The organism is Kosmotoga pacifica (assembly GCF_001027025.1).
GTDB lineage: Bacteria > Thermotogota > Thermotogae > Petrotogales > Kosmotogaceae > Kosmotoga_B > Kosmotoga_B pacifica.
In genome coordinates this window covers 780,893-805,540 of sequence record NZ_CP011232.1, presented here as the reverse complement: position 1 = coordinate 805,540, position 24,648 = coordinate 780,893, and the positions used below count along the sequence as shown (strand labels likewise).

At 43.0% G+C, this 24,648-nt stretch carries 21 protein-coding genes and 2 tRNA genes; 12 read left to right on the top strand and 11 right to left on the bottom strand.

Translation table 11 applies throughout. The annotated features are described in order from the left end of the window. Positions 1–52 precede the first annotated feature (52 nt). Positions 53–1,243, bottom strand: a complete 1,191-nt coding sequence (locus IX53_RS03755; protein ID WP_047754216.1) for a sugar ABC transporter substrate-binding protein — start codon at positions 1,241–1,243, stop codon at positions 53–55. 177 nt (positions 1,244–1,420) lie between these two features. After that, positions 1,421–2,821 carry a pyruvate carboxylase subunit B gene (locus tag IX53_RS03750; RefSeq protein ID WP_047754215.1) on the bottom strand — a complete coding sequence of 467 codons (1,401 nt, stop codon included), beginning with the start codon at positions 2,819–2,821 and terminating at the stop codon, positions 1,421–1,423. A 49-nt stretch (positions 2,822–2,870) separates the two neighbouring features. Between IX53_RS03750 and mnmG the strand changes: the two genes are divergently transcribed. Both mnmG and IX53_RS03740 read left to right on the top strand, forming a co-directional pair. Beyond that, a complete protein-coding gene (gene mnmG, locus IX53_RS03745) occupies positions 2,871–4,757 on the top strand; it encodes a tRNA uridine-5-carboxymethylaminomethyl(34) synthesis enzyme MnmG (protein WP_047754214.1) in 1,887 nt (628 codons plus the stop codon). 5 nt (positions 4,758–4,762) lie between these two features. Continuing rightward, entirely contained in the window at positions 4,763–6,406 is a 1,644-nt protein-coding gene (locus IX53_RS03740) for a putative manganese-dependent inorganic diphosphatase (protein ID WP_053001149.1), read from the top strand. Between the two features lie 9 nt (positions 6,407–6,415). Here the strand turns inward: IX53_RS03740 and IX53_RS10980 are convergent, their stop codons facing one another. Next, the gene (locus IX53_RS10980; protein ID WP_169746189.1) at positions 6,416–6,586 is read right to left on the bottom strand and encodes a hypothetical protein; all 171 of its coding nucleotides are present in this window, start codon (positions 6,584–6,586) and stop codon (positions 6,416–6,418) included. A gap of 60 nt (positions 6,587–6,646) precedes the next feature. Between IX53_RS10980 and IX53_RS03735 the strand changes: the two genes are divergently transcribed. Further along, positions 6,647–6,724 (top strand) — tRNA-Ile (locus IX53_RS03735). A gap of 270 nt (positions 6,725–6,994) precedes the next feature. Here the strand turns inward: IX53_RS03735 and IX53_RS03730 are convergent. The 3 genes from IX53_RS03730 to IX53_RS03720 are packed head-to-tail and all read right to left on the bottom strand — an operon-like array spanning position 6,995 to position 10,042. Further along, entirely contained in the window at positions 6,995–8,461 is a 1,467-nt protein-coding gene (locus tag IX53_RS03730) for an amidohydrolase (RefSeq protein WP_053001147.1), read from the bottom strand. Then, a complete protein-coding gene (locus tag IX53_RS03725) occupies positions 8,458–9,315 on the bottom strand; it encodes a pseudouridine-5'-phosphate glycosidase (RefSeq protein ID WP_047754213.1) in 858 nt (285 codons plus the stop codon). Before IX53_RS03725 ends, IX53_RS03730 begins: the two co-directional genes overlap by 4 nt. A gap of 31 nt (positions 9,316–9,346) precedes the next feature. Further along, the gene (locus IX53_RS03720) at positions 9,347–10,042 is read right to left on the bottom strand and encodes a rhomboid family intramembrane serine protease (RefSeq protein WP_047754212.1); all 696 of its coding nucleotides are present in this window, start codon (positions 10,040–10,042) and stop codon (positions 9,347–9,349) included. Between the two features lie 78 nt (positions 10,043–10,120). On the opposite strand from IX53_RS03720, the gene IX53_RS03715 reads away from it, so the two are divergent. Further along, positions 10,121–10,195, top strand: a tRNA-Arg gene (locus tag IX53_RS03715). 200 nt (positions 10,196–10,395) lie between these two features. Continuing rightward, complete coding sequence (locus tag IX53_RS03710) at positions 10,396–11,649, top strand: Glu/Leu/Phe/Val family dehydrogenase (RefSeq protein WP_047754211.1); 1,254 nt, start codon at positions 10,396–10,398, stop codon at positions 11,647–11,649. Positions 11,650–11,690: 41 nt separating this feature from the next. Here IX53_RS03710 and prfA read toward each other — a convergent pair whose 3' ends face one another. Together prfA and IX53_RS03700 are read right to left on the bottom strand one after the other, a co-directional pair. Further along, the gene (prfA, locus tag IX53_RS03705; protein ID WP_047754210.1) at positions 11,691–12,776 is read right to left on the bottom strand and encodes a peptide chain release factor 1; all 1,086 of its coding nucleotides are present in this window, start codon (positions 12,774–12,776) and stop codon (positions 11,691–11,693) included. Next, positions 12,776–13,828: a type IV pilus twitching motility protein PilT gene (locus IX53_RS03700; RefSeq protein ID WP_047754209.1), complete on the bottom strand. Its 1,053-nt coding sequence runs from the start codon at positions 13,826–13,828 to the stop codon at positions 12,776–12,778. Before IX53_RS03700 ends, prfA begins: the two co-directional genes overlap by 1 nt. 104 nt (positions 13,829–13,932) lie before the next feature. On the opposite strand from IX53_RS03700, the gene IX53_RS03695 reads away from it, so the two are divergent. The 4 genes from IX53_RS03695 to rbr all read left to right on the top strand — a co-directional run bounded on the left by IX53_RS03695 (position 13,933) and on the right by rbr (position 18,046). Beyond that, a complete protein-coding gene (locus IX53_RS03695) occupies positions 13,933–15,363 on the top strand; it encodes an alpha-amylase family glycosyl hydrolase (protein WP_047754208.1) in 1,431 nt (476 codons plus the stop codon). A 95-nt stretch (positions 15,364–15,458) separates the two neighbouring features. Then, a complete protein-coding gene (locus IX53_RS03690; RefSeq protein ID WP_245612755.1) occupies positions 15,459–16,403 on the top strand; it encodes a cation diffusion facilitator family transporter in 945 nt (314 codons plus the stop codon). Continuing rightward, positions 16,396–17,406, top strand: coding sequence for an HD domain-containing phosphohydrolase (locus tag IX53_RS10500; RefSeq protein ID WP_053001145.1), 1,011 nt, complete (start codon positions 16,396–16,398; stop codon positions 17,404–17,406). The genes IX53_RS03690 and IX53_RS10500 overlap by 8 nt, the downstream gene beginning before the upstream one ends. 49 nt (positions 17,407–17,455) lie before the next feature. Continuing rightward, positions 17,456–18,046: a rubrerythrin gene (gene rbr / locus IX53_RS03680; RefSeq protein ID WP_047754207.1), complete on the top strand. Its 591-nt coding sequence runs from the start codon at positions 17,456–17,458 to the stop codon at positions 18,044–18,046. Positions 18,047–18,072: 26 nt separating this feature from the next. Here the strand turns inward: rbr and IX53_RS03675 are convergent, their stop codons facing one another. After that, positions 18,073–18,945, bottom strand: coding sequence for a carbohydrate kinase family protein (locus IX53_RS03675; protein WP_047754206.1), 873 nt, complete (start codon positions 18,943–18,945; stop codon positions 18,073–18,075). A gap of 70 nt (positions 18,946–19,015) precedes the next feature. Between IX53_RS03675 and IX53_RS03670 the strand changes: the two genes are divergently transcribed. From IX53_RS03670 to IX53_RS03660, 3 genes are all read left to right on the top strand, one after another. Continuing rightward, positions 19,016–19,564, top strand: coding sequence for a tetratricopeptide repeat protein (locus tag IX53_RS03670; protein ID WP_047754205.1), 549 nt, complete (start codon positions 19,016–19,018; stop codon positions 19,562–19,564). 1 nt (position 19,565) lies between these two features. Next, entirely contained in the window at positions 19,566–21,440 is a 1,875-nt protein-coding gene (locus IX53_RS10495; protein ID WP_053001143.1) for a M6 family metalloprotease domain-containing protein, read from the top strand. Between the two features lie 86 nt (positions 21,441–21,526). Continuing rightward, complete coding sequence (locus IX53_RS03660) at positions 21,527–22,771, top strand: glycoside hydrolase family 1 protein (protein ID WP_047754204.1); 1,245 nt, start codon at positions 21,527–21,529, stop codon at positions 22,769–22,771. Here IX53_RS03660 and IX53_RS03655 read toward each other — a convergent pair. Both IX53_RS03655 and IX53_RS03650 read right to left on the bottom strand, forming a co-directional pair. Then, positions 22,743–23,693, bottom strand: coding sequence for a GNAT family N-acetyltransferase (locus IX53_RS03655; protein ID WP_047754203.1), 951 nt, complete (start codon positions 23,691–23,693; stop codon positions 22,743–22,745). The two genes, IX53_RS03660 and IX53_RS03655, sit on opposite strands and share 29 nt — an antisense overlap. A gap of 17 nt (positions 23,694–23,710) precedes the next feature. Further along, on the bottom strand, positions 23,711–24,571 hold the full coding sequence (locus IX53_RS03650; protein WP_047754202.1) for a DegV family protein: 861 nt from the start codon (positions 24,569–24,571) through the stop codon (positions 23,711–23,713). Positions 24,572–24,648 lie beyond the last annotated feature (77 nt).

The following is a 24,648-nucleotide window of genomic DNA, read 5'->3' as shown; positions in this document are numbered from 1 at the left end:
GCGTTTTAGCCCCGCGAAATGATCTAATTTTGTAGAAAGTGCTATTCAAGTATTATTCACCAATCGCCGCTTTGATTTTTTCAACTGCAGCATTCAGAGCGTTCTCAACGGTGTCCTGATCATTGATAACAATGCTAAGAGCATCTCCCATTGCACCCCAAACAGCAGCCATTTCAGGAACGTTGGGCATGGGGATTCCGACGGAAGCACTCTTTGAGAACTGAAGAACATCGTACAACTCAGGGCCAGCATCTTTGGCGACGTAGTCGAAAACGTCCTTTCTGGCTGTTCCTCTTCTTTCACCGACAAACATACCATACTGCCCATCAAAACTTCCGATGTAATTTACGGCAAATTCGATAGCTTCAAGTTTGTTCTTGGATTTGGCATTGATCATGAAGCCCTGAACACCGACAAAGGGTTTTGGAGTGACACCGGGTTCAAGTTCGATCTCGTTGAAAGGAATGATTCCATAGTCGATGCCGGCATCCCTGTACCAGGGTGTAGCCCATGGACCATTGACGATGAATGCTGCCAGACCGTCTTTGAAGAGGGAGTCCATGAGGTTGTAGTTAGCGCCCTGAGGAATGAGACCATCGTCATACCATTTCTTGATTAAACTTACACCTTTGATGGCACCGTCGTTGTTCAAACCGATGTTATGAACATCGAGGCCACTTTCCGTATCCTTGAAGATGTATCCGCCGTAACCTGCGATGAAGGGGAAAGAGAAGTAGAAATTTCCCGCGTCATAGATGAACCCAACGATTTCATCATCAGCAATTTCTGCAGCCATTTCTTCGAGTTCGGCGATTGTCTCGGGGATTTCCTCAACGAGGTCCTTGTTGTAAATAATGCCGATGGATTCAATAGTGTAAGGCACACCATAGAGTTTTCCACCGTAACTGAAAGCGCTTAGAGCAACTTCGTAATACTGATCAGAATCAGGAAGGAATGGAATGGGTTCAAGAAGACCGTTCTTTGCAAGTTCCCCTACCCAGTCATGAGCACCAACGATTATATCGGGACCCTCTCCGGCGGGAGCAGCGGTGAGGAATTTCGACTTGATATCGCCAAAATTCACCTGCTGAATCTCCACCTCGATACCATAGTCCCTTTCGAAGTCTGCCGCGAGCTTCTGCAGTGCAGGGATCTGGTTTTCAGAAGACCATATGACGATCTTTGCACTGAGAAGGGCTGCGAACACAAAAACAACTGCCATAATAAGAGCAAGCTTTCTCATCCTTTTCAACCTCCTTTACGGATAATTTAGGCAGAAAGCCTCAATTAAATTTTATCAAGTTATAAAAAGTGGCAACATTACAATGCCGGGTTCCAGTATATGATTATATCAGAAAACCGCTGAATAATTCTATTTATTGACGAATTTTTACGTTTTTCTCCTTCTAATAATAGCGCTCTACACAGGATGCACGATTACAGTATCCGAATAGTCAGAGCTCAGCGAAAAATCTACTCCGAGTTCACTTTCATACTTTTTCACCAAGTATTTTCTACCGACCTCTCCCAGGAGAATCAATATTAACAGGTCTTCATCATTATTGATAATTGTCCTGAACTTTTCTCTGGTTCGCTCGACCTCAGGTTCGATATAATCTGCTGGTCGCCCTTCAATAACCACGCCACCCTTATCTATAATGAGTTTTTTAAGTTCCGGACAAATCGGCGCTGGTGGCTTCCCATAATGACCCAGAATGTATCTTTCCGTTTCTTTGGTGATTATCTTATAACGTTCCCCTGTGAGTACATTTAGAACAGCTTGAACACCGACAATTTGTGAAGTTGGGGTGACTAGCGGAGGATAACCGAGATCCTCTCTAACCCTTGGTACTTCTTCAAGTACCTCTTTGAGCCTATTCAGGGCTCCTTGAGACCTCAGCTGGCTGAGCAAATTGGAATACATGCCTCCGGGGATCTGGTTCGTAAGTATATCTGGTCTTATTGTTTTCATTGACACATCATGCTCAACATGTTTTTCTCTTATCCTGATGAAATACTCATTCACTTTCTCGAGTAATTTAAGATCAGGTTTTTCAGCATATCCAAGGGTATGAAGGGATACCCAGAGGCTTTCTACAGCCGGCTGAGAGGTGCCATATGCCAACGCGCTGATAGCCGTATCAACGATTTCAGCACCGGCTTCCACGGACGAAAGATAGGTAAGATCCGCGAGTCCCGTAGTGAAGTGGGCGTGAATCTCAATGGGCAGAGGACAGGTACGTTTTATATTTTCAACGAGCTTTTTCGCTTCACCAGGTGTAAGAAGCCCTGCCATATCCTTAATACACAGAGAATCAGCCTTCAGCTCTTTGTGAGCCTTCAATGCCAGATTAGTGAAGTATTCGATGTTGTGCACCGGGCTGGTGGTATATGAAATTGCCACCTGCAGGTGCATACCATTTTTCTTAACCTCTTTACAGGCTTTTTCAAGGTTTCTAAAATCGTTTAAGGCATCAAAAACACGTACGATGTCCATACCGTGGTTTGCCATCTTTTTCACGAATAATTCGACAACATCATCGGCATAGTGGCGATACCCCAGTAGATTCTGACCACGCAACAACATCTGTAACTTGGTCTTTTTAAATTTCTCTCTCATCCTGTCGAGTCTTTCCCAGGGATCTTCATTCAGGTATCTAACCGAAACATCAAAAGTTGCTCCGCCCCACATTTCAACACTGTTGTACCCGATTTCATCCATGACTGGAGTAATCTCTACCAGCTCTTCAGTCGTCAGTCGCGTAGCCAGTAGTGACTGGTGGGCATCCCTTAAGGTAGTGTCTGTAAATCGAACTTTCACGTGAAGCCCCCCTTTCTGTTGTACAATAATAGAATAGGAGGGCGATGTTATGAAGAGTACAATGGATGATTACAGTTTTGATATAGTTGTCATTGGAGCTGGGCATGCAGGCATTGAGGCGGGACTTGCCGCTGCGAAATCCGGAATGAAAACTCTGGTACTCGCCATCAACCTCGACACTGTCGGCTGGGCCCCATGTAATCCCGCAGTAGGAGGCCCGGCCAAAGGCATTGTTGCGAGAGAAGTCGATGCCCTTGGAGGCCAGATAGCGAAGACGACCGATAAAACAGCCATCAACATACGAATGCTAAATACGAGTAAAGGACCTGCTGTTAGAGCACTGAGAGCACAGATAGACAAGAGAGAATACAGTCTTGAAATGAAGAGAGTTCTGGAAAATCAGGAAAATCTTTATTTGAGAAGCGGCATTGCGACGGAGATAATTGCTGAAAATGGAAAAGTTACCGGAGTAGCAACTCATTTCGGCCAGTTATACCATTCCCGGGCGGTCATTGTTACAACTGGAACATTTCTGGGTGGAAAGATCTTCATAGGTCAAAAAGCTTTTGAAGCGGGAAGACTGGGTGAATTCCCCGCCAAGCAGCTAAGTGAATCTCTCAGGAAGCTTGGATTCAAATTGGCACGCTTCAAAACAGGAACACCTGCGAGAATCCTCAAAAGTTCAATAGACTTTTCAAAAATGGAAAGGCAGGACACGGCAGATGAGCCTCTCGCCTTTTCATATTTTTCAGAACCCAGAATCTTGCCAAAGGATAGTCCCTGCTGGTTGACCAATACCAATGCGAGAACCCATTCAATAATAAGGCGGGATTTGAGATTTTCACCTCTATATGGTGATGTAAAACTCATTCACTCCATTGGTCCCCGTTATTGTCCCTCCATAGAGGATAAGGTCATAAAATTCTCAGGAAAAGAGAGTCATCAGGTTTTTGTGGAGCCCGAAGGCAAAAACACTGCTGAATACTATCTGAACGGTCTTTCCACAAGTTTACCCTTTGAAACGCAATTAGAAATGATTCGTTCTGTTAGAGGACTTGAAAACGCCATCATCGTTAGACCGGCGTACGCTGTAGAATACGATTTCATCATCCCCGACCAACTCTACCCTACACTCGAATCCAAACTGATAGAAAACCTCTATTTCGCGGGGCAGGTAAATGGTACCAGCGGATATGAAGAAGCGGCAGGACAGGGAATCATTGCAGGCATAAACGCTTCGGCAAAACTTAGAGGGGAAGCACCTTTGATCTTGAAAAGATCTGAAGCCTATATCGGAGTTATGATAGACGACCTGGTAACCCGTGGCGTCGATGAACCTTACAGACTCCTTACTTCAAGAGCAGAGTATAGGCTCATGCTCAGACACGATAATGCTCATCTGAGGTTGACAGAATACGGATATAGATATGGATTGATCCCGAGGTGGTTCTACGACAATGTTGTAAACTTGCGGGAAGCCATTGCACGAGAAATAAACAGGTTAAATGAAATTGTCATAAAGCCCTCTAATGAAATCAATAATAGGCTCTTATCAGCTGGAACAACAGCGATTTACCAGTCCACCCGTCTTGCTCAACTCCTGAAAAGACCAAATGTCACCTACAGTCTGTTAAAGGACTTTGACCCCGAACCCATCGCGGAAACATCCCTAATGGAACAGGTGGAAACCACGATAAAGTACGAAGGTTACATTAATCGTTTAAAACAAGAAATAAGCAGGTTTGAAAAGTTGGAAAATGAAATTATTCCCGACGACATTGACTACGACGCTGTGCCCAATCTATCCACCGAGAGTCGTGATAAATTAAAGAAATTGAGACCCTTGTCTATAGGTCAAGCTATGCGTATACCCGGTATAAAACCTGCAGACATTCTGAATCTCTCCACATATCTGAAAGTACACAGAGAGAGGTGACACTGTTGAGCCGTGAGAAGATATATGTTTTTGGCCACAGACAGCCTGATACGGATTCGATAGCCAGTGTTATTGGCTATTCCTATATGAAGAATCAAACTGATGTTACAAATAAATACATTCCCTGCCGTTGTGGTCCTCTAAACAACGAGAGCAAATTTCTGCTGTCCTATTTCGATATAGAACCGCCGATTTTGATGGAAACTGTAGACCCCATCGTTGGGGATCTGGTCCTGAGAAATCCTATCGTGGCTTCGGAAGACACTTCGATATACGAGATAGCTCGCATCATGGAAGAATCCAACGTGAAGGTAGTACCAATAGTTGATAGTGACTTCAAACCTATCGGAATAGTTAGCGAGCGACAATTAGCCAGGACTTATGTGAAACGACTCTCTGTCGATTCATTGGAACTTCATCCTATAAATGTAAACACCATCGCACAACTCTTGAAAGGTAAAGTCCATGTGGCTCCTCCTGCAAATATTTTAAAAGGAAAGGTTCATATCGCCATTGACTCAATTGACAATTTTATAAAAAGGGTGAGAGAAGCAGACCTTGTTATTGTTGGAAATAACCTGCAAATGCAGCGTGAGTTGGTAAAGAAAAATGTAGCGCTTATGATTCTAACCAATTCGCTCACACCTTCAGGAGAAATAATAGAATTGGCGAGAAAAAAAGGAGTCGGGATATTATCAACACAGCATGGTCCTTTTGGGGTAGGTAAACTGATAAACCTCTCCATTCCAGCTAAAAAGGTTATGGGAACGAATTTTATAACTGCCACCCTTGATGAAAAGCTAGAAGACATAAAGGCCAAGATCTATGAATCAAAGGAACGCTTCGCCCTTGCCCTTGACGATGAAAAAAAACTCGTCGGAGTTATCACAAGAACGAACCTCCTATATGACACTAGAAAGAAGGTAATTTTGCTTGACCACAATGAAAGACCTCAGGCAGTTGATGGTCTCGAACAAGCGGAATTACTCGAGGTGATCGATCATCACCGGCTTGGTGGACTCACTACCCTTAAACCCGTCAGATTTCATAATGAACCCGTCGGGAGTACTTCTACGATCGTCGGAGAATGGTTTTTGAAATACTGCACTAAAAAGAATCCGCAGATTGCTGGCGTATTGACAGGAGGCATAATCTCTGATACGCTGGCTTTCAGGCTTTCCACGACTACCGAAAAAGACATAAAGGTGGCCCAAGATCTTGCTAAGATAGCGAACATCGATTTGGAAGAATTCGCCAGAGATCTTCTTCATAAGGGTCTCGATCTTACAGGGAAGGCTCCGTATGAGGTTGTAGTGAGGGATGTCAAGGAGTATGTAATAGGGGGATACAATATCGTAATCGCTCAAGTGATGGTCATGGACATGAATCAGGTTAAGAACAGACGCCAGGAATTCAGAGAAGCGTTAAAACGTCTTTATAGGGATTACAGAGCCGACATCGTTTTCCTCCTCTTCACAAACGTGCCTGAAAACCAGAGTGAGGTTTGGGTAGAGGGTCAGAAAGAGATAATCGAAGAAGCTTTCAACGTGAAACTCGATGATGACAATAGCGTGGTACTCAAAGGTGTTATGTCCAGAAAAAAAGACTTTCTCCCGCCGATCGGTGAAGTTTTGAGAAAAAAGAGATGAGAGTGATTCTCATCTCTTTTTCAGCATCTTCTGTATAAGTCCTTCCATGTCTTTCTGACTGAGGCTCTTACCATCTTTGAGTAGTTTAAACGCTGCCCGTATAACCAGTAACCTGGGGTATCTACATGTGAAATATTTTACGGGATCATTGACCGAGTTCTCTACAAAGTTTCTCTTCATTCTACCATCTCCCAACCTATTGACAGAAGCCATGGTGGGTATTATAATTCTTTTAGTATCGGGCTCGTAGCTCAGTTTGGTTAGAGCTTCCGGCTCATAACCGGGCGGTCGGTGGTTCGAATCCACCCGAGCCCACCAAAGCGGCTTAGGCCGCTTTTTTTACTGCTATAAATAATTTTAACATCTAACTGAAAATAACGCAACAAGTCCTGGAAAAGCGCGTTGTGCCATAAAGCAAGGCAGTTACAGAAATGAAGTCTATTGATTTAAACATATAACCTTATCTGTTAAATGCTATAACCCTCATCCCGAAAAGAAAAGAGTACCACCTTTTAGTATTAACTATAATTGTAATTACAGTAAATTATCAGTTACAGAGTAAACTGCTAGACGGTGATTTTGAAAACTTCAAAATGTCCCGTTCGTATGAACGATCCTGCCATCAAGGACTGTCATTATGACTTCTAAAGTATCGAGTTCATTAGCAGGAACAGATAAAAGCTCCCTTTCAAGAACAAAAAAATCTGCCTTTGAACCTGTACTAAGTGGCAAAACTAAGCTTCTGTTTTCCAGTAACCTGCCAGAAACCATGTACATATACAGAATATCCTTCCTATCAAAAAACGCTTCCGCTACCTGCATATTCTGATAGGGATTGACCCCTTCAACAGGCGAATCAGTGGATAATGCAAGTTCAATTCCAGCTTTCAAGAGCGCTTTGAAGGGATAAGCGCTCTTGATTCGGTTGGGTCCAAGTCGGGAAATGGCCATTTCTTTGTCTGTTTTAAAAAATATTGGCTGAATGGACACTTTGAGTTTCAATCTGGCAATTAATTCGATTTGTTCCCTCCAGGCGATCTGTACATGTATCAATCTGTGCTTCAACGGGTTACCGCCTTTGATTACTTTGAAAGCCTCCAGGGCTTCATCCAGTGCCCTGTCGCCTATCACATGGACGTTCAATTGTATTCCTTTGCTTTCGGCCATTTGCACGAAGGGTAATAACTCCCGTCCTGAAAGGTAGAGTATCCCATTATTATTCCATTCATCGGTGTAAGATTCGCGCAAAGCAGCTGTCCGTGATCCAAAGGAGCCGTCGAGATAAATCTTCGCAGCTCTCAAAGTGAAGAAATCTGTTTCATATTTCTGTAGAGTCGGGAGATTCTCGAGTTCCGACAGAGATTCTACCTTGAGTTTCTCATATATCCTTATATAGTTCTGAGTCGAAAGAACATCCATTAAATCCTGAAGAAAAGCATCATGGTAATCGTCACTATGCACACTTGTGACTCCGTATTTTAAAAATTCACTCGCACCGGTTCTCAAATACCTTTCTATATCCTCTTTTCTGAGCGAAAGTCTCTTATACAGCATTTCTAGAGCCCGTTCTTTAATAATTCCCGTATTAAGATCCGTTTCATCGATGCCATGAAGATCATGCAGAGAATATTTCTGTATCATCGAACTATTGACCGTGGCTATATGACCACATTTACGCACGAGTACCACAGGAATATTAGTAACATTGTCGAGAAATTTTTTATCAGGGACAAAACCGAGTCTCTCCTGATCCCAGCCCCGTCCGTTGATAAACATGTAAGAATGATCTCGTTCCCATTCCTTCAATGTTGCAACAAACTGAGATTCAGAAGTGATATTTGTAAGATCAAGGGTAAACCGCTTCTTACCTGTTGCTACAAGATGGGCATGAGAATCAACCATACCGGGATAAACATATCTTCCACCAAGGTCAATAACTTCAGCCTTTTCTGGCTCGCGGTTTACAATTACACCACCTTCAATGAATAGGTCACCAAAGACATAGTTACCTGTGCACGGATTATAAATTCTGCAATTTTTAAATACCCTATTCATAGCTCTTTCAACACCTTTGCAATTTGTCCTGCCAGTGCAGCGTTGTTTTTAAGCAGGGCGATATTCGCTTCAAGAGTCTTACCATCCGAGAGTTCTCCCAAGCGGTTCAACAGAAAGGGAGTGAGGCTCTTTCCAGAGATGTTTTTGCTTGTTGCCTCAGTTATTGCTGTCTCAATGTATTTCATAAGCTCATAGTGAGGAATCTCATATTCCGTGGGTATGGGATTTGCTACGAGTATAGCACCTTCTATCCCCAATCTTTTCTTCTCTTCGAATATCGCAGCGATTTCCTCGGGAGTATTCACAGTGATATTCACCGGAAATTTACTGAAACGTGTATGGAATAGCGGGAATCTATCTGTCCTGTAACCCACCACAGTAACTTGAAAAGTCTCCAGAAACTCCAGGGTTTTTTCTACATCGAGAATGCTCTTCACGCCTGCAGAAACCACTATCATGTTGGTCTTTGACAGTTCAACAATGTCTTGTGAAACATCCCATTCGACACCTTTATGAACACCTCCGATACCACCTGTTGCAAATACCTCTATTCCCTCTCTGGCTGCAAGTTTCATCGTTGCACTCACAGTGGTAGCAGCATCCTTTTTCAGCGCCACAGCTACCGCTATTTCAGCAGTGCCGACTTTCATAACGTTCTTCGCCGTTGAAAGGTATTTTATCTCGTCCCGCGTGATACCTATTTTGATTTCTCCTCCGATAATGCCTATGGTTCTTGGTACTGAACCATTCTTTTTCACTTCTTCTTCCATCGCCACGGCCGTCTCAAAATTTGCAGGCCATGGAAGGCCATGGGCTATAACAGTCGATTCGAGAGCAACATATGCTTTGTCCATTAAAACACCTCCGATTTGACCACATTTTCAATCAATCCTCAAAATACTTTTTCGAAAAAAACCTCGCCATATAAAGACCAGCAAGAAAACCTCCAACGTGTGCCCACCACGCTACTCCTGAAAAGTCTAACCCGATTATCGAAAAGGCACCGCTGAAAAATTGAATGAAGAACCATATGAGCAAGAAGATGAAAGCCGGTATTTCCACGATGAACGGGAGGAAAAAGATGGGTATGAACGTGAGAATTCTGCTCCAGGGAAAGAAATAAAGATAAGCACCCATTACCCCGGCAATGGCTCCTGAGGCACCAATAACAGGTACCTGAGAAGTAGGAGAAATGAGAAATTGCAGGGTACTGGCACCTAAACCCCAGAACATGTAATAAACGAAGAACCTGAAATGGCCAAGGGTATCTTCGACGTTGTCTCCGAAAATGAATAGTGTCCACATGTTCCCGATTAGATGCATCCATCCACCATGCAAAAAAATGGAAGTCACAAAAGGCGAAAGGTCAAAACGATTGTATTGAATCAAGAATCTGCTGTATAACAAAACATGCCCCTTTGTATATCGTGCCGGCACCAATCCATGGTGATATATAAAAAGAAGTAACTCACCATTCGATAGCGAGAGCTCGTATATGAAAATGGTGATATTCGCAACAATTATTGCCCACATTACATACGGTTTTCTCCTGCTGGGAATGGTGTCTCTAAGCGGAAACAACTCATCACCTCCTAGTTTTATTTTACCAGAAAGGGTTCTTGAAAAGCTTCTAGCTTGATGATATAATTTAGTCGCTTTGCCCCCGTAGTTCAACGGATAGAACGGCGGATTCCTAATCCGCAAATGAAGGTTCGATTCCTTCCGGGGGTACCAAGTGGCACGGGTTTCTCCGTGCCATTTTTTTCAAGTCTTTTTTCTTTGTCATCTTAGAAAATAGTCAATGCATCACAGACATATGCAGCACTAATTGAAAATAAACGCTGTTCTTTGCCGATTTGTGGGGTTGTTCACAAATAACTTGAGGAATAAAATCAAGCTGGAACACACAATTTTTTCCGAGGAGGTTTACTAAAGTGGCCGAAATTAATCTGTTCGAAAATGCTCTTAAACAGTTCAGAAAGGCCGCCAAAGTTATGGAACTCGATCCGTGTCTCGCTGATGTACTCATGCACCCTAAGAGAGAGCTCACAGTCAACTTTCCTGTCAGAATGGACGATGGTAGTGTAAAGGTCTTCACAGGTCACAGGGTTCAACACAATATCGCCAGAGGTCCCGCAAAAGGAGGAATAAGATATCATCCGAGCGTCACTCTCGATGAAGTCAAGGCTCTTGCTTTCTGGATGACATGGAAATGTGCTGTGGTCGGTATTCCGTATGGTGGAGGTAAAGGTGGAGTCGCTGTAGACCCTTCAAAACTCTCAACGGGTGAGCTTGAAAGACTCTCAAGAAGGTTCTTCTCTGAGATACAGGTAATAATTGGTGAGGATAAGGACATTCCTGCTCCTGATGTTAATACAAACGCACAGATCATGTCCTGGTTCATGGACACATATTCGATGAATGTCGGGCATTCAGTTCTGGGTATCGTTACAGGAAAACCCATGGATATCGGAGGTTCAGCCGGAAGACCGGAGGCCACTGGCAGAGGTGTCAGGGTCGTAACCGAAGAAGCCATAAACTACAAAGGTCTAGATGCAGAATCCGCTACAATCGCTGTTCAGGGTTTTGGAAACGTCGGTTCATACGCCGCCAAGCTCATCAAAGACGAGCTCGGTTCAAAGATAGTGGCTCTCAGCGACGTTTCTGGAGGCATCTACAATCCAGATGGATTGGATATCGATGATGTTATAGCATACAGAGATCAGAACAACGGCGTAGTTAAAGGTTATCCAAATGCCAAAGCAATCACCAATGAAGAGCTCCTCACCCTAGATGTGGATATTCTGATTCCTGCTGCCCTTGAAAACGCCATCACTATGGAAAATGTCAACGATGTGAGAGCAAAAGTTATTGTCGAAGGAGCCAATGGTCCAGTAACGCCAGAGGCTGAAGAAATTCTTCTCGAAAAGGGTATCTTCATCGTTCCTGACTTCCTGGCAAATGCAGGAGGCGTCACTGTTTCTTATTTCGAATGGGTTCAGGGACTGCAGTGGTATTTCTGGGACATCGAAGATGTGAGGAAAGCCTTGCATAAAATCATGCGCCAGGCCTTCAGCAACGTCGTCAACACAATGCACAAGTACAATACAGACATGAGAACTGCCGCCTATATCGTTGCCATTGACCGTGTGGCAACTGCTACAAAACTCAGGGGTATTTATCCTTGATAAGGTAAAAATCAAGAGGGGGGCTTAAGCCCCCCTTTTTTCTATTTCATTTCAAGATGTTCCATAAGTTCGCTGAGTTTTAACTCGACATCCGCTTCAATGAGTTTCGCCAGGAACTCGTCCAGGTCTCCGTCAAGAATTTCTGCAAGCCGGTAACTCGTGTAATTTATCCTATGATCGGTTACTCTGTTCTGTGGATAATTGTATGTCCTTATCTTTTCACTCCTATCTCCAGTACCTATCTGTGATCGCCTCTTTTGCGACATTTTTTTTAACTGATCCTGCTGCATCATATCAAACAATCGTGCTCTCAGCAGTTCCATAGCTCTTGCTTTGTTCTGATGTTGTGAACGCTCACGCTGAACAGTTACTGTTATACCCGTAGGAAGATGAACTATTCTGACGGCTGATTCTGTTTTATTCACATGCTGCCCACCAGCGCCCGAAGATCTGAAAGTGTCTATTCGTAATTCAGACGGATCGATCTTAACATCCAGCTCCGTAGCTTCTGGAAGGATAGCGACCGTCGCTGTGGACGTGTGAATCCTACCGCCAGATTCTGTCCTTGGAACCCTTTGAACTCTGTGTACACCACTCTCGTATTTGAGCTTTCTATATACTCCTTTGCCCCTTATCTCAAACACAATTTCTTTGAAACCACCAAGGTCTGTTTCATTTGAATCGAGTACTTCAACCTTCCAGCCAGATCTTTCAGCGTATCTTGAGTACATCCTGAAAAGATCAGCTGAAAACAATGCTGCCTCTTCTCCACCAGCGCCCGCTCTTATCTCGACTATTATATTCCTTCCAGAATCTTCGTCAGGAATGAGCCGCATTTTTAGTTCAAGAAGAAGGTTCTCCACTTGCTTTTCAACCTGCTCAATGGTTGACCTGATTTCTTCCTGTTCTTCTTGTGGAGATTGTTCAAGCATGTCTTTCCATTCTTGAAGCTCTCTTCTCTTTGCTTCAATCTCTTCCTCTAGTCGAAATATCTCCCTGAGCTCCGCATGTCTTTTACTAAGTTCCATAAGTTTATCTGGGTTTGACACAACCTCAGGGGATGAAAGCTCTCTTTCGACTTCTTGAAGTTGTTTTTTGAGTGAATTCAAAATATCAACGAGCTCCATTAAATTAACCTCCTGGTTATGGTTTCCGGGTCACGGGCAAAGTTTTTCACCTGTTCCATGGTTATTAATCCCTCCTTGAATGCATTTACCAATGCATCATCGAAAGTGATCATGCCAAACTTTCCACCCGCTTGCATCATGGATTCTATTTGATGGAACTTCTTCTCTCTTATAAGGTTTCTTATGGCCTGAGTTACGACCATGATTTCGATGATGGAAATCCTGCCCTTGCCATCTTTTCTTTTCAGTAACCTCTGGTAAATAACAGCTAGAAGGCTATTTGCCAGTTGCATCGCTATCTGGTTCTGTTGATGTGGTGGGAAAACGCCGATGATCCTTTCAGGCGTAGTGGCAGCAGAATTTGTATGAATCGTTGAGAAAACCAGATGTCCGGTTTCAGCTGCTGTCATTGCCAGTTCCATCGTCTCGGGATCCCTCATTTCACCAACCAAAATGACGTCCGGATCCTGCCTCAGAGCATATTTCAAACCATTATAGAACGAAGCTGTGTCTGAACCCAGCTCCCGCTGGTGGATCAATGCCATTTTTGATTCAAAGACATACTCAATCGGGTCTTCTATCGTGATGAGATGGACGGGACGGTGTCTGTTAATGTGTTCAAGCATCGCAGCAAGTGTCGTTGATTTTCCGCTTCCAGTTGGCCCCGCGACAAGTATAAGCCCTTTATCCGGTGTGCAGAATTCTTTGAATAACTGCGGATATCCAAGGTCATCGAGGGTGCGAATGGTCTTGGGAATCAATCTTAACGCAAGGATTGGTTGTTTATTGGAAAAATAGAGATTTCCTCTCACACGTGATTCTCCAAATGTGAAGGAAAAATCAACTTCTTTCTTGTCTACAACTGTCAGTGCAATTGCAGAAAGTTCCTCGAGCTCTTTTAGTATCTGTGACATGTTCTCTTCGGTGATATGTAATTCATTGTCATTCATAAGGGAACCATCTATTCTGTATACAACTTTTTCTCCCGGGGTAATGTGTATATCGCTCACTCCATATTTTTCTCCCTTTGAAAGAATTTCATCGATCAACATCGCCACACCTCCTTTTCTTATGGATTTTAACACAGAGAATTAACCATGTTTTTCTTGTATGATTGTATTATCTCTTCAGATTGATACAGGAGGTTAAGAAATATATGTTTTACGAACTCTTTCTTCGATCATTTGCGGATGGTAATGGAGACGGTATAGGGGATTTCAAAGGCGCTACTGGAAGACTCGACTATCTCATGGAACTGGGTATTTCTGGAATATGGTTACTTCCGATAATGAAATCACCTTCATATCATGGCTACACCGTTTCAGACTTCTATTCGGTTAATCCTGTATATGGCACTTTGGAAGATGCGAGAGAATTCCTCGAACAGGCTCACAATAGAGGAATCAAGGTAATTCTAGATATACCTTTGAACCATACAGCTATCACACACCCATGGTTTTTAAAAGCACTGGAAGGAGATAAAAAACATAGAGAGAAATATCTCTGGCTTGAAAAATCAGAATGGTTGAAAGCCCGCAGACCCTGGGATGCCCAGGAAGTCTGGTCTAAGATAAACGGTGAATATTATTATGCACTCTTTGGACCGGGAAGTCCTGATTTGAACTATGAAACCCCCGATCTCTGGGAGGAAGTTAAACGAATACTTTCGTTCTGGCTCTCCATAGGATTCGATGGTTTCAGATTTGATGCCGCAAAGCATATCTTCGACTTCTCAAAAGAAACAGGAGAATGCGAATATCAACACGAACGAAACATCTCTTTCTGGAAAGAGATGACAGATTACTGTCGTAAGCTAAAACCCGACATCATCTTCGTTAGTGAAGTCTGGGATGACCCGCATGTAGTGGACATGTACTCTTCTGTTTTTGGAATCGGGTTCAATTTTCCTTTATCATACGCGATAAAGGAAAATGTTCTATCTCTAAATCCTGATAAGCTAGCAGGAGCACTTAATCACGTTATGAAAAAGTATTTTGAAAGTGAAAGAGCTTACGATTACGGTACCTTTTTGACGAACCACGATATGACGAGACTGCTGTCATATATGAAAGATGACGAAGAAAAAGCGCTTCTTGCTCTTTCAGTGCTCATGACTCTCCCCGGAGTTCCTTTTCTCTACTACGGCGAAGAGCTTGGTATGAGGGGGATATACAACGAATTCGCTAACGAAGCCCAGCTTGAACCTTTTCCCTGGTACGATATGGGATATGGCCCTCTGCAAACTGAATGGAAGGCTCAAGCCAGCAACCCTCCACATTCAGGACTCTCATATGAGGTTCAAAGCACGAAAATTGATTCTTACTATTCAAGATTCAAAAAGATCCTGTCCTTCAGGAATAGAAATCGTTGGTTGGATAGTTGCAGGATACAGGAAATAAAAGCTGATAACGGAGTGCTTCACATTTTCCTTGAAAGTGATGGAGAAACGGCTCTCTTTGCACACAATTTTAATCGGGAAGCGGTTTTACTTGAGCGGAGAGAACGTGCTATTCTAATAAATAGGGAGCTATCAGAAACGAAAAACGGAATTCTTCTTGGGGCAATGAGTTCAGTACTGATCAAATAAAAAAAGCGGGCTGCAGCCCGCAACAGGTATTAGGGGGGTAAGCTTTATAAATAAGACTGATTATGTTCTATTTTTGTTCAATGGAGAGGAATATTGTGGAAAACAGGGATAAGTACGCCAAAAAAGGGGCAGTGATTGGCATTATTGGAAATGCCTTTCTTTCTGTATTGAAAATCTTCACCGGGTTATTCACCGGAAGCATGGCTATAACCGCAGACGGCCTGGACTCCGCGACGGATATAGTAACATCAGTAATCACTCTCATTTCCACAAACCTCTCACAGAAGCCACCTGATACAGAACACCCATATGGCCATGAACGCGCTGAGACCATCGCTTCGAAGATTATATCTATTGTAATATTCTTTGCGGGAGCACAACTTGCTATCTTTTCCGTGCAGAAATTAATTTCTGGAAACCTTCACATAGAACATCTTCCGGTTGTGTTATATGTAGCTTTTCTTTCATCAGCTGGGAAGTATACTCTCTACAGATACAAATTGTACATAGGACGTAAAATAGACAGCTCTGTTTTTTTAGCCGATGCCATCAATATGCGAAGTGATATCTACATTTCCCTTTCCGTGGTCGTTGGAATGGTCATCGTTAAACTGACCGATTTATTTGTCTTCGATACCATTCTGGGGCTCCTGGTCTCTGCCTTTGTCATAAAGACGGCAATCGAGCTGTTCATGACAAGCAGCTACGAACTGATGGATGGTATTCCAGCTAAAAATAATATCTATAGAAGGGTGCTAGAAGAAGCCACAAGAATTGACGGTGTTTCAAATCCTCATAGGATAAGGATAAGAAAGTTCGGACATAAGTATTTCGTTGAATTGGACATGGAAGTAGAAGGAAATCTCACTGTCAGCAAAGCCCATGAATTATCAAAAGCTGTTGAGAAAAATATTAAGTCGAGTGTACCTGAAGTGTACGATGTACACGTTCATATCGAACCTTTTGGGAATATAGAAAGGGAAACATTCGGACTTGATAAATCACACATTTCCAAGGGAAAGGATGGGGAAAATGAATGATGAATCAGATAGGCTAAACCTGCCCGCTTTTTCTCCAGAAAAATATGGTGATATTCCAAACCCATTTTGGATAATGGACAGTGGAGGTAAAATAATCTTTGCAAACGTCTGTTTCCTGAGGTTTTTTCGGAGAACGCGTGAACAGGTTCAAGGAAAGCCATTGGAAGAAGTTATCGAAAGGAGATCTGCAAGGAATATTTCCAGGCTCTTTCGTTTGCTCCTAAAGAAGGGAGAAACCGTAAAAGAACAGATGCTGCTGACGGGAGCAACAAACACTGGTTATTTTAGCGTTACGTTGGTTCCTGTTTTCAAAAATAGAAATCTAAGTCATGTTATTGGTCATGCATTCGATCTAACTCCACTGGAAAATCGATGCGCGGAAATCATAAGGGATAGAACGAGCTTCGTAAATGTGCTGGCAAGAGTCTCTGAAAGAACACTTCCAGAAACAAACCGACACCTGAGAATAATTTCAGAAGCCTCAGCAATGATGGCCATGGTGTTGAAAGAAAAATATCCACGCGAAATCACAAAAGAATTCGTCGAAAATATACGCGGAGCTTCTCTGCTTCATGATATTGGAAATCTTGAGATCCCATCAGAGTTGCTATTGAAAGAAGAAAAGCTTTCAACTGGAGAGTATCAAAAAGTGAAAGAGCACACGATAAAGGGAGTAGAGTTGATCAAAAATTCCCCGGGAGACCCGAATTCAGCTTTTCTCACTATGTGCGTGGAGATTATCGAATACCATCACGAAGCTTTCGATGGCAGTGGATATCCCCGCGGATTGTCAGGTGAAGATATCCCCCTCCCCGCCAGAATAGCCAGCGTAGCGGATAATTACGCTTCCATGAGGGTAAAGCGGCCTTACAGGGATTCACTGCAAAGGGATAAAGTTCTGGAAATTATTTATAGCGAAAAAGGAAAGAAATTCGACCCGATAGTAATCGATGCTTTCCTTTCTATCGAGAAAGAGTTGAATGCCCTAACAGAACTCGAATGATTTATGGTTTAATTATAATGATTCTAAAATCGTTAGTGGGGGTGACAAAATGAGAAAACTCGATGGAACCAAAACACTTGAAAACCTCATGAAGGCATTTGCTGGCGAATCTCAAGCTAGGAACAGGTACACGTTTTTCGCATCAATTGCCAGAAAAGAGGGATTCGAGCAGATAGCAGCAATATTTCAAGAAACTGCTGACAACGAGAAAGAGCACGCCAAACTCTTTTATAAACATATAGTAGAAAATGTTGAGAAACTACCCGTTGCAATTCACGTTGACGCCGATTACCCTGTAGAGTACCGCTCCACGCTGGAGAACTTGAAGGCAGCAGCAGAAGGGGAAAATGAAGAGTGGACAGATCTGTATCCGCACTTTGCCGATGTGGCAGAAGAAGAAGGATTCAGCGAAATCGCGAATACTTTCAGGCAAGTCGCAAAAGTAGAAGAAAGGCATGAGGCAAGATACTTGAAGCTCGCAAAAAATGTTGAAGAAGGTAGAGTCTTCAAAAAGGAAGAGAAGATTCTCTGGAAATGTAGAAACTGCGGATACATTTTCGAAGCTTTCGAAGCACCAGAAAAATGTCCGGCTTGCAACCACCCTCAAAGCTATTTCGAAGTTTTCGTGGAAAACTATTGATAAAACGGGGGAAAAGAGTCCCCCCGTTATATATACTTCGTGAGAGCTGGTTCATTCAAGCTGATGAAATCTCTTATTTCGTTCAATCCATAATTTCCCAATGCTCCCCTGTATTGAACGTTCAAAGCTCCAAGTACGTTGCCAAATTTTACAGCGTCTTTTAGTGTTCCACCGGAAGAAAGGACATGTATAAATCCCGCGTTGAAGGCGTCTCCAGCTCCGGTAGTATCCACAGCTTTCACTTTGTAAGATGGAACTAAAATTCCTTCCGGCAGCACTTCCGCGCCATTGGCGCCTTTCGTTACGATAATATATCTCGATTCCGGGGTACCAAAGCCACCAATTGATTCCCATTCCCTTTCATTTAAGATCAGGTAGGTAACTTTTGATGACAGCCTTATCACACCCTCAGGCTTCTCAAAACTCACTATGCCGCCAGGCGCATAACTAATCGGAATATCCCGGTGAACGCTGTTCAATACATGTTCAGCCTGCGCGATGCTTACACCGGCAAGATGTAAAAAAGTAGTTCTCGCGGGGTTCGCAATTTCAGGAAGTAGTTTTTCATTTATCCCCCGATGTGTGAAAAGAAAACGGTGTCCATCGTCTCTGACTGAAACAAAACAGAATCCTGTTCTTTCATCATCAACGATCTTAATATGTCCTACATCAATCCCCTGTTTTCCGAGCTCTTCTAGAAGCCATAGACCAAATATGTCTTTCCCAACTGCTCCGCTCAAAATCACTCTTCGACCTAATTTTGAAAGTTGAATAGCGGTGTTGGATGCAGTGCCACCAATTCCAGGCTGTAAGTCCAGAATCCTGCTTTCTTCCACATTTCCGACCTTTTCAAGTATCGCCGTAACGTCAAAATTGATATTCCCTATTACCTGAATCATGAATGTCCCCCCACAATATGGTTAGTTTTCACCCCTTCAAGGCGTAAAATACTAAAGGGGTGGTGTCCCTATGAAGAAGCGCTATGGACAAATTATTTTACTATTTTTTCTTGCTTTTTTCTTACAGGCGTGCATTCCATCCGCTGCTGACAGACTCCAGGAAGGTTTTAACCATTTGAAAGCGGGAGAGATTACATCAGCAAGAGAGGCTTTCATCAGCGCTGCCAACTTCTCGAGCAATGCCACGACAAAGGCTCTAGCTCGTGAAGGTCTTGGCTGGTGTTATTATCTTGAGGGAAATTTTCCTTTCGCTGAAACTTACTTTTCCCAGGCCGTTGCAACTTCTCCTGACAAGAAAGAGGTACTCGCAGGACTTTCTCTCACAAAAGCGAAGATCGGAAAATTGAGCGAATCTGTGAACAATGGTTTGTTCATTCTGTCAACGACCGATGACATCCTCGTCGATTATCTACCAGATCCCCTCGAAAGAGAGGAATTTCTTAAGTTCCTCACGGTTGTTTCTCTCATTTCAGGCAGTGCAGACTACGAAGAGCTAAAAGGCGAGATTTCTGACACAGGGTTCCTGAACAAATTAGTACTCCTCGAAGGCGGTGAATGATATGCGGATTCTGCTTATCGCTCTATTTATCATAATAACAGCCTTCTGTTTTTCCGTACCGGCATACCCTGGTGAGTTACCACTTCACCAGCCCGATGGCAGTGTAATCTACGTAAGGCAGGTCGGTGACGAATATGCCCACTTACTGCTTTATGAAGGGCAGCCGATCGTTAAAAACCCGGAAACTGGCTGGTGGGAATTCGCATCTATTGAAAGGAACAACCTTGTACCAACGGGCTTACGAGCAGGGATTGACAAACCGTTCTTTATTCAACGCTCTAAAATAGAAGATTATTTATCTTCAAAGAAACGACCGGAAAGTTATGAAAGAACCTCTCCAATCATCGGAACTGTTAAATTTCCCGTCATACTAATCAATTTCTCAGACACAGCTACCTCTTTTGAACTCAGCGATTTCGATGAATTGTTCAATGGATTCGGGTATTCTGTCAAAGACTACTACCTTGAAGTTTCGGGTGGATTAATGCAGCTCCAGTTCACTGTTGTAGGCTGGTTTACCGCTTCGAAGACACATGATTACTATGGATATAACATTGGAGATATAGATGGCTTCGACGCTCATCCCGATGAACTTGTAAAAGAAGCAATTCTTGCCGCTGACCCTTATCTGGACTACTCTGTATTCGACAACGATGGTGATGGTTCCGTAGATGCGGTAATAGTGGTGCACCAGGGCAATGGTGAAGAGGCTTCAGGCAACCCAAACGACATCTGGTCACATCAATTTTACGCTTATACTCCAACCAACGATGGTGTTGCAGCTTCAAGATATACCATCCAGCCTGAAACTTTGTTTGATGATCTTAACACCATCGGTGTGATATGCCATGAACTCGGTCACGTCTTCGGTCTGATAGACCTGTATGATACCGATTACAGTTCGGACGGTATCGGGAACTGGGGAATAATGGGAACAGGTTCATGGAACGGCCTTTCAAGGGCCGGAGATTCTCCAGCGCACTTTTCAGCCTGGAGCCTTTTGAAGCTTGGCTGGGTAAGTGAAATGAGTCTGAACGATTACACAGGAAGCCGTATCTTCAAACCTGTTGAAACAGATTTTGAAGTATATACCTTCGACAATCCAGATAGAGAAGGGATCGAATATTTCCTTTTTGAAAACCGCAGAAACGTTGGTTATGACTCCGCGCTCCCGGGCGAGGGACTGATTATATATCATGTCGATGAAGCCGCAAATCAATCAAATGATACCCATCGAAAAGTTGATGTTGAAGAGGCAGATGATGACAATGCTCTTGATATTCAGGGTGGAGATAGGGGTTCACCAGGTGATCCCTTCCCCGGTACTTCAGGCAACACCAGCTTTGCTCTCCACACAAATCCTGATTCGAGGTTCTACGATGGTTCGGCAGAACTGAGACTCATCAACATTTCTGCATTTGGAAGTGATATTATAGGTGAAATAGCGACCAGAGTCATTAAAAAAGAGCCTTCACCTTATGTGATCTACGGGCAGGTTGAAACATTAGAATACGAATTTTTCACCACTGCAGCTAGTTATACGCTTAACGCATCCCCTGACATAGTCCAGTCGACCACTCTGAAAGATGGGAATATAAAACTCGAAGTCAGAATCAACGTGCCGAATGAAGTCTTCAATATAACATTGGAAGCAACCGATACAGATGGTATCCATGAAAATTCGAGCATCAATTTCTTTCCTTTTTCTTATTTAGTAACTAACGATGGTGTTTCAAATTCGCTTCTGATTGTCATCCACGAACTCGGTGGCTGGAGTGAATCTCCAGGAACAGGCTGGGTTCAGCAATTTGATTATTACTGGAAATGGATTGACAATCTACCCACTTTTATATTCGGTCGAGAAATCACCGAATGACAATCTGCCGTCGGTAGTTTCTGCCAAATTTTTCATATTTCGATTTCAAGCGCCCTACATGCTAAAATTTTGTGGGGGGTGGTTTTGTGTTAGTATTTCCTTCGGGATTTCTCTGGGGCGTTGCCACTGCGGGCCATCAAATAGAGGGGAAGAATTTCTTTTCGGATTGGTATGCCTGGGAAAAACTCGGAAAAATAAAAAACAATGATACCTCTGAAATAGCCTGTGGTAGCTGGGATAACTTTGAAAGAGACATTAAAGCTCTTAAAGAACTCGGAGTTAAGACATACAGATATTCGATAGAATGGGCCAGGGTTGAACCGAGGATAAACAAATTCGATAAAGACTCTCTTTTGAGATACCGGCGTTTTACCGAAAGGCTCGTAGAAGAGGGGATAAAACCGGTGGTGACACTTCACCACTTTGTTAATCCACTCTGGTTCTCTGAACTCGGTGGATGGGAAAACGGAGAAAACCTTCGTTACTTCAAAAGATATGTGGAGCATGTCGTTTCTGAATTGGGTGACCTTGTGCCTATCTGGATTACCATCAACGAACCAAACGTTTATTCGATAATGTCTTATCTTCGAGGTGAATGGCCACCTGAAATAAAGGATACGGGGAGAGCTATGCAGGTACTTTCAAATCTGCTTTACGCCCACAGTGAAGCTTTCGATGTCATAAAAGAAAGGTATCCAGCGTCTATGGTCAGTGTCACGTGCAATTTTATGTTTTTCTATCCCGCACGTAAATTCAACTTATTCGATAGGATAATCTCTTCCAGACTCAACCACTTCTACAACTGGGTTTATCTCGATTCTATAATCAGTGGTAGGATACTCAAACCTCTGGGAAGGGGTGAAAGTTCACCGAAGATTAAAGGTAAGCTGGACTTTATTGGCGTAAATTATTATACCCGCATTTTTGTCAGGAACGCCAGACCTGAACCCGAGTTTCCAGAACCCTCTGGTGAAAAAACAGATATGGGTTATGAATTCTATCCTGAAGGTCTCGGCGAGGTAGTTTCGGAATGTTACAGAAGATACAAATTGCCTGTCTTTGTAACGGAGAACGGTATAGCCGATGCCACTGATCAGAAAAGGTGGCGATACATTGAGACCGCGCTTGGTTCTCTGCACCAAGCGATAGAAAAGGGCGCAAGAGTTATGGGCTATCTTTACTGGTCTCTGATGGACAACTTCGAATGGAAAGAAGGATATTCCATGAAATTCGGGCTCTATGAAACGGATTTTCAGAACCTCGTTTTTACACCGAGAAAGAGTGCCGAAAAATACGCAGAACTTATTGAAAAGAATGCTCTGGGCGATTAAAATCTTTTTGTAGCCAGAAAGAAAACCCCTCAAAGCCAAATTTTTTTAGAAATTCAAAATATGCCCCTTTGATAGGAGCTTCTGTATATACTTCCTCTACCAAATCACCCCTCATAGTCCTGCATATATGTGACAACAAAGCCTTCCCGGCTCCATGCTTTCTAAATTCAGGCAAAATATACAAAAACTCTATGAATCCGAGTCTCTTTCTGGTCAGAATATCATCAAAAATACTATAGATGGCAAATCCAATTGGTCTTTCTCCACCCACAACTACTAGATTCGCTCCTTCATTCAAAATTTTCCCAAGAGCGTACATCAACTCACTCAATGAACATTCCGAAAACCTGTGTTCGTTTAATTTGAGTTCCATCGAGAGGGGTTCTGAGAACACAAATAATTCATCACGAGAAACTGTGCAGGTATCCATTACGTTTTCGATGGGTATAAAATCTTCGATGTCGAGCTTCAAGTAACTTCTGACCGTGACAAACCCCTTTGATACAAGGAAACTCCATGCAGAGGTGTTTTTAGATGTTACCGCCGTTAAGTGATCTATACCGAGGTTCTTCAGCCATTCTTCCGCTTCGAACAAAAGCTGTGAAGCTATTCCCTTACGCCTATACTGAGGAAAGACGTACAGATCGAAGAGATGTCCATGTCTACCTGAACAAAAAACATTACTCTCAGAACTCACTCCATAATGGGAATAACCAAGAACTTTTCCAGAAAGCTCTGCTATGATTATTCTATCTCCTCTTCTTATCGAGTCATAAAAATCGCCATACACCACATCTTTTTCTCTGAGATCTGCTCTTTTGTAAAGATATCCGCTGGATTCAGGTATGGATTCATACATATTGTGCCTTATGAACTCATATTCATCTTCTCTTGCAGGTCTGATAAACAACTTTTCAGACATATATGAACTCAACCTTCTTATACAAGAAGAATCGCCACACCAACGAGTCCTTTTCCAGCATGAACAAGGAGTACCGAAGATATTTTTCTCTCGATGATCTTTGGTGCTTTGATTTCTAAGAGCTTCTTCTTTATCTTTTCCACGAACCTCAATGTATCTTCATCGTCACCGGAATGATAGACTCCAATGGCCCTGAGCTTTTTCTCTTTTAATGTTTCTTCTATTTTCTGGAGTAATTTTCCAACGGCTTTCTTCATACCACGGGCTTTTGCAACAGCAATTAAATCTCCTTCCTGGCCTATTGATACCACGGGTTTGAAATTGAGGGCTTCGCCGATGATGGCACTAACCTTCCCTATACGTCCACCAGCCCTGAGGAATTTCAGTGTCGGCAACACGAAGAACACTTTCACCTTTTCCATAGCGCATTTCTTGAGCTCAAACACAATGCCTCTAAAATCCATGCCAGATTCAATGAGTTCCACTGCTCGGTCAATCAATAGTGCTATCCCACCAGAGAGAGTCAGCGAATCAATATATTCGATCTTCAGATCAGGGTTCTCCTCAGAAACCTGTGAACCCACCAATTTAAAGAGATTGTGAGTACCACTGAGTTTCCCGGAAATATTCACCACTATGATTTCCTTGTAACCCCTGCCAATAAGATTTTCAAATCCTCGTTTCACATCTTCATACGAAGGAAGTGAGGTTTTCGGTATCCCGCTCTCCATGAACTTCAAAATTTCTTCTTCGGTGACTTCGTTTTCGTGATATTCTTTATCACCCATCATAAGTTTCAAAGGTACTATCTCGATTAAATCCTTATTTGCTAATTCTAATGGGAGATCTGAACCCGTATCACACAGAATCCCTATCATGATGCCTTCACCACCCTTCTCTTTCTACATTATATCCTGTCACCAGCATTCTACGAGCCTAAGCAAGAACCTTATCG

What these genes read in the sequence shown, in the direction of transcription:
- IX53_RS03655 (WP_047754203.1), bottom strand. Translation starts at nt 23,693, where the DNA reads ATGTCTGAAAAGTTGTTTATCAGACCTGCAAGAGAAGATGAATATGAG.
- IX53_RS03755 (WP_047754216.1), bottom strand. Translation starts at nt 1,243, where the DNA reads ATGAGAAAGCTTGCTCTTATTATGGCAGTTGTTTTTGTGTTCGCAGCC.
- IX53_RS03670 (WP_047754205.1), top strand. Translation starts at nt 19,016, where the DNA reads ATGAAGAAGCGCTATGGACAAATTATTTTACTATTTTTTCTTGCTTTT.
- IX53_RS10980 (WP_169746189.1), bottom strand. Translation starts at nt 6,586, where the DNA reads ATGAAGAGAAACTTTGTAGAGAACTCGGTCAATGATCCCGTAAAATAT.
- rbr (WP_047754207.1), top strand. Translation starts at nt 17,456, where the DNA reads ATGAGAAAACTCGATGGAACCAAAACACTTGAAAACCTCATGAAGGCA.
- IX53_RS10500 (WP_053001145.1), top strand. Translation starts at nt 16,396, where the DNA reads ATGAATGATGAATCAGATAGGCTAAACCTGCCCGCTTTTTCTCCAGAA.
- mnmG (WP_047754214.1), top strand. Translation starts at nt 2,871, where the DNA reads ATGAAGAGTACAATGGATGATTACAGTTTTGATATAGTTGTCATTGGA.
- IX53_RS03700 (WP_047754209.1), bottom strand. Translation starts at nt 13,828, where the DNA reads ATGTTGATCGATGAAATTCTTTCAAAGGGAGAAAAATATGGAGTGAGC.
- IX53_RS10495 (WP_053001143.1), top strand. Translation starts at nt 19,566, where the DNA reads ATGCGGATTCTGCTTATCGCTCTATTTATCATAATAACAGCCTTCTGT.
- IX53_RS03650 (WP_047754202.1), bottom strand. Translation starts at nt 24,571, where the DNA reads ATGATAGGGATTCTGTGTGATACGGGTTCAGATCTCCCATTAGAATTA.
- IX53_RS03675 (WP_047754206.1), bottom strand. Translation starts at nt 18,945, where the DNA reads ATGATTCAGGTAATAGGGAATATCAATTTTGACGTTACGGCGATACTT.
- prfA (WP_047754210.1), bottom strand. Translation starts at nt 12,776, where the DNA reads ATGGAGCTCGTTGATATTTTGAATTCACTCAAAAAACAACTTCAAGAA.
- IX53_RS03725 (WP_047754213.1), bottom strand. Translation starts at nt 9,315, where the DNA reads ATGGACAAAGCATATGTTGCTCTCGAATCGACTGTTATAGCCCATGGC.
- IX53_RS03695 (WP_047754208.1), top strand. Translation starts at nt 13,933, where the DNA reads ATGTTTTACGAACTCTTTCTTCGATCATTTGCGGATGGTAATGGAGAC.
- IX53_RS03730 (WP_053001147.1), bottom strand. Translation starts at nt 8,461, where the DNA reads ATGAATAGGGTATTTAAAAATTGCAGAATTTATAATCCGTGCACAGGT.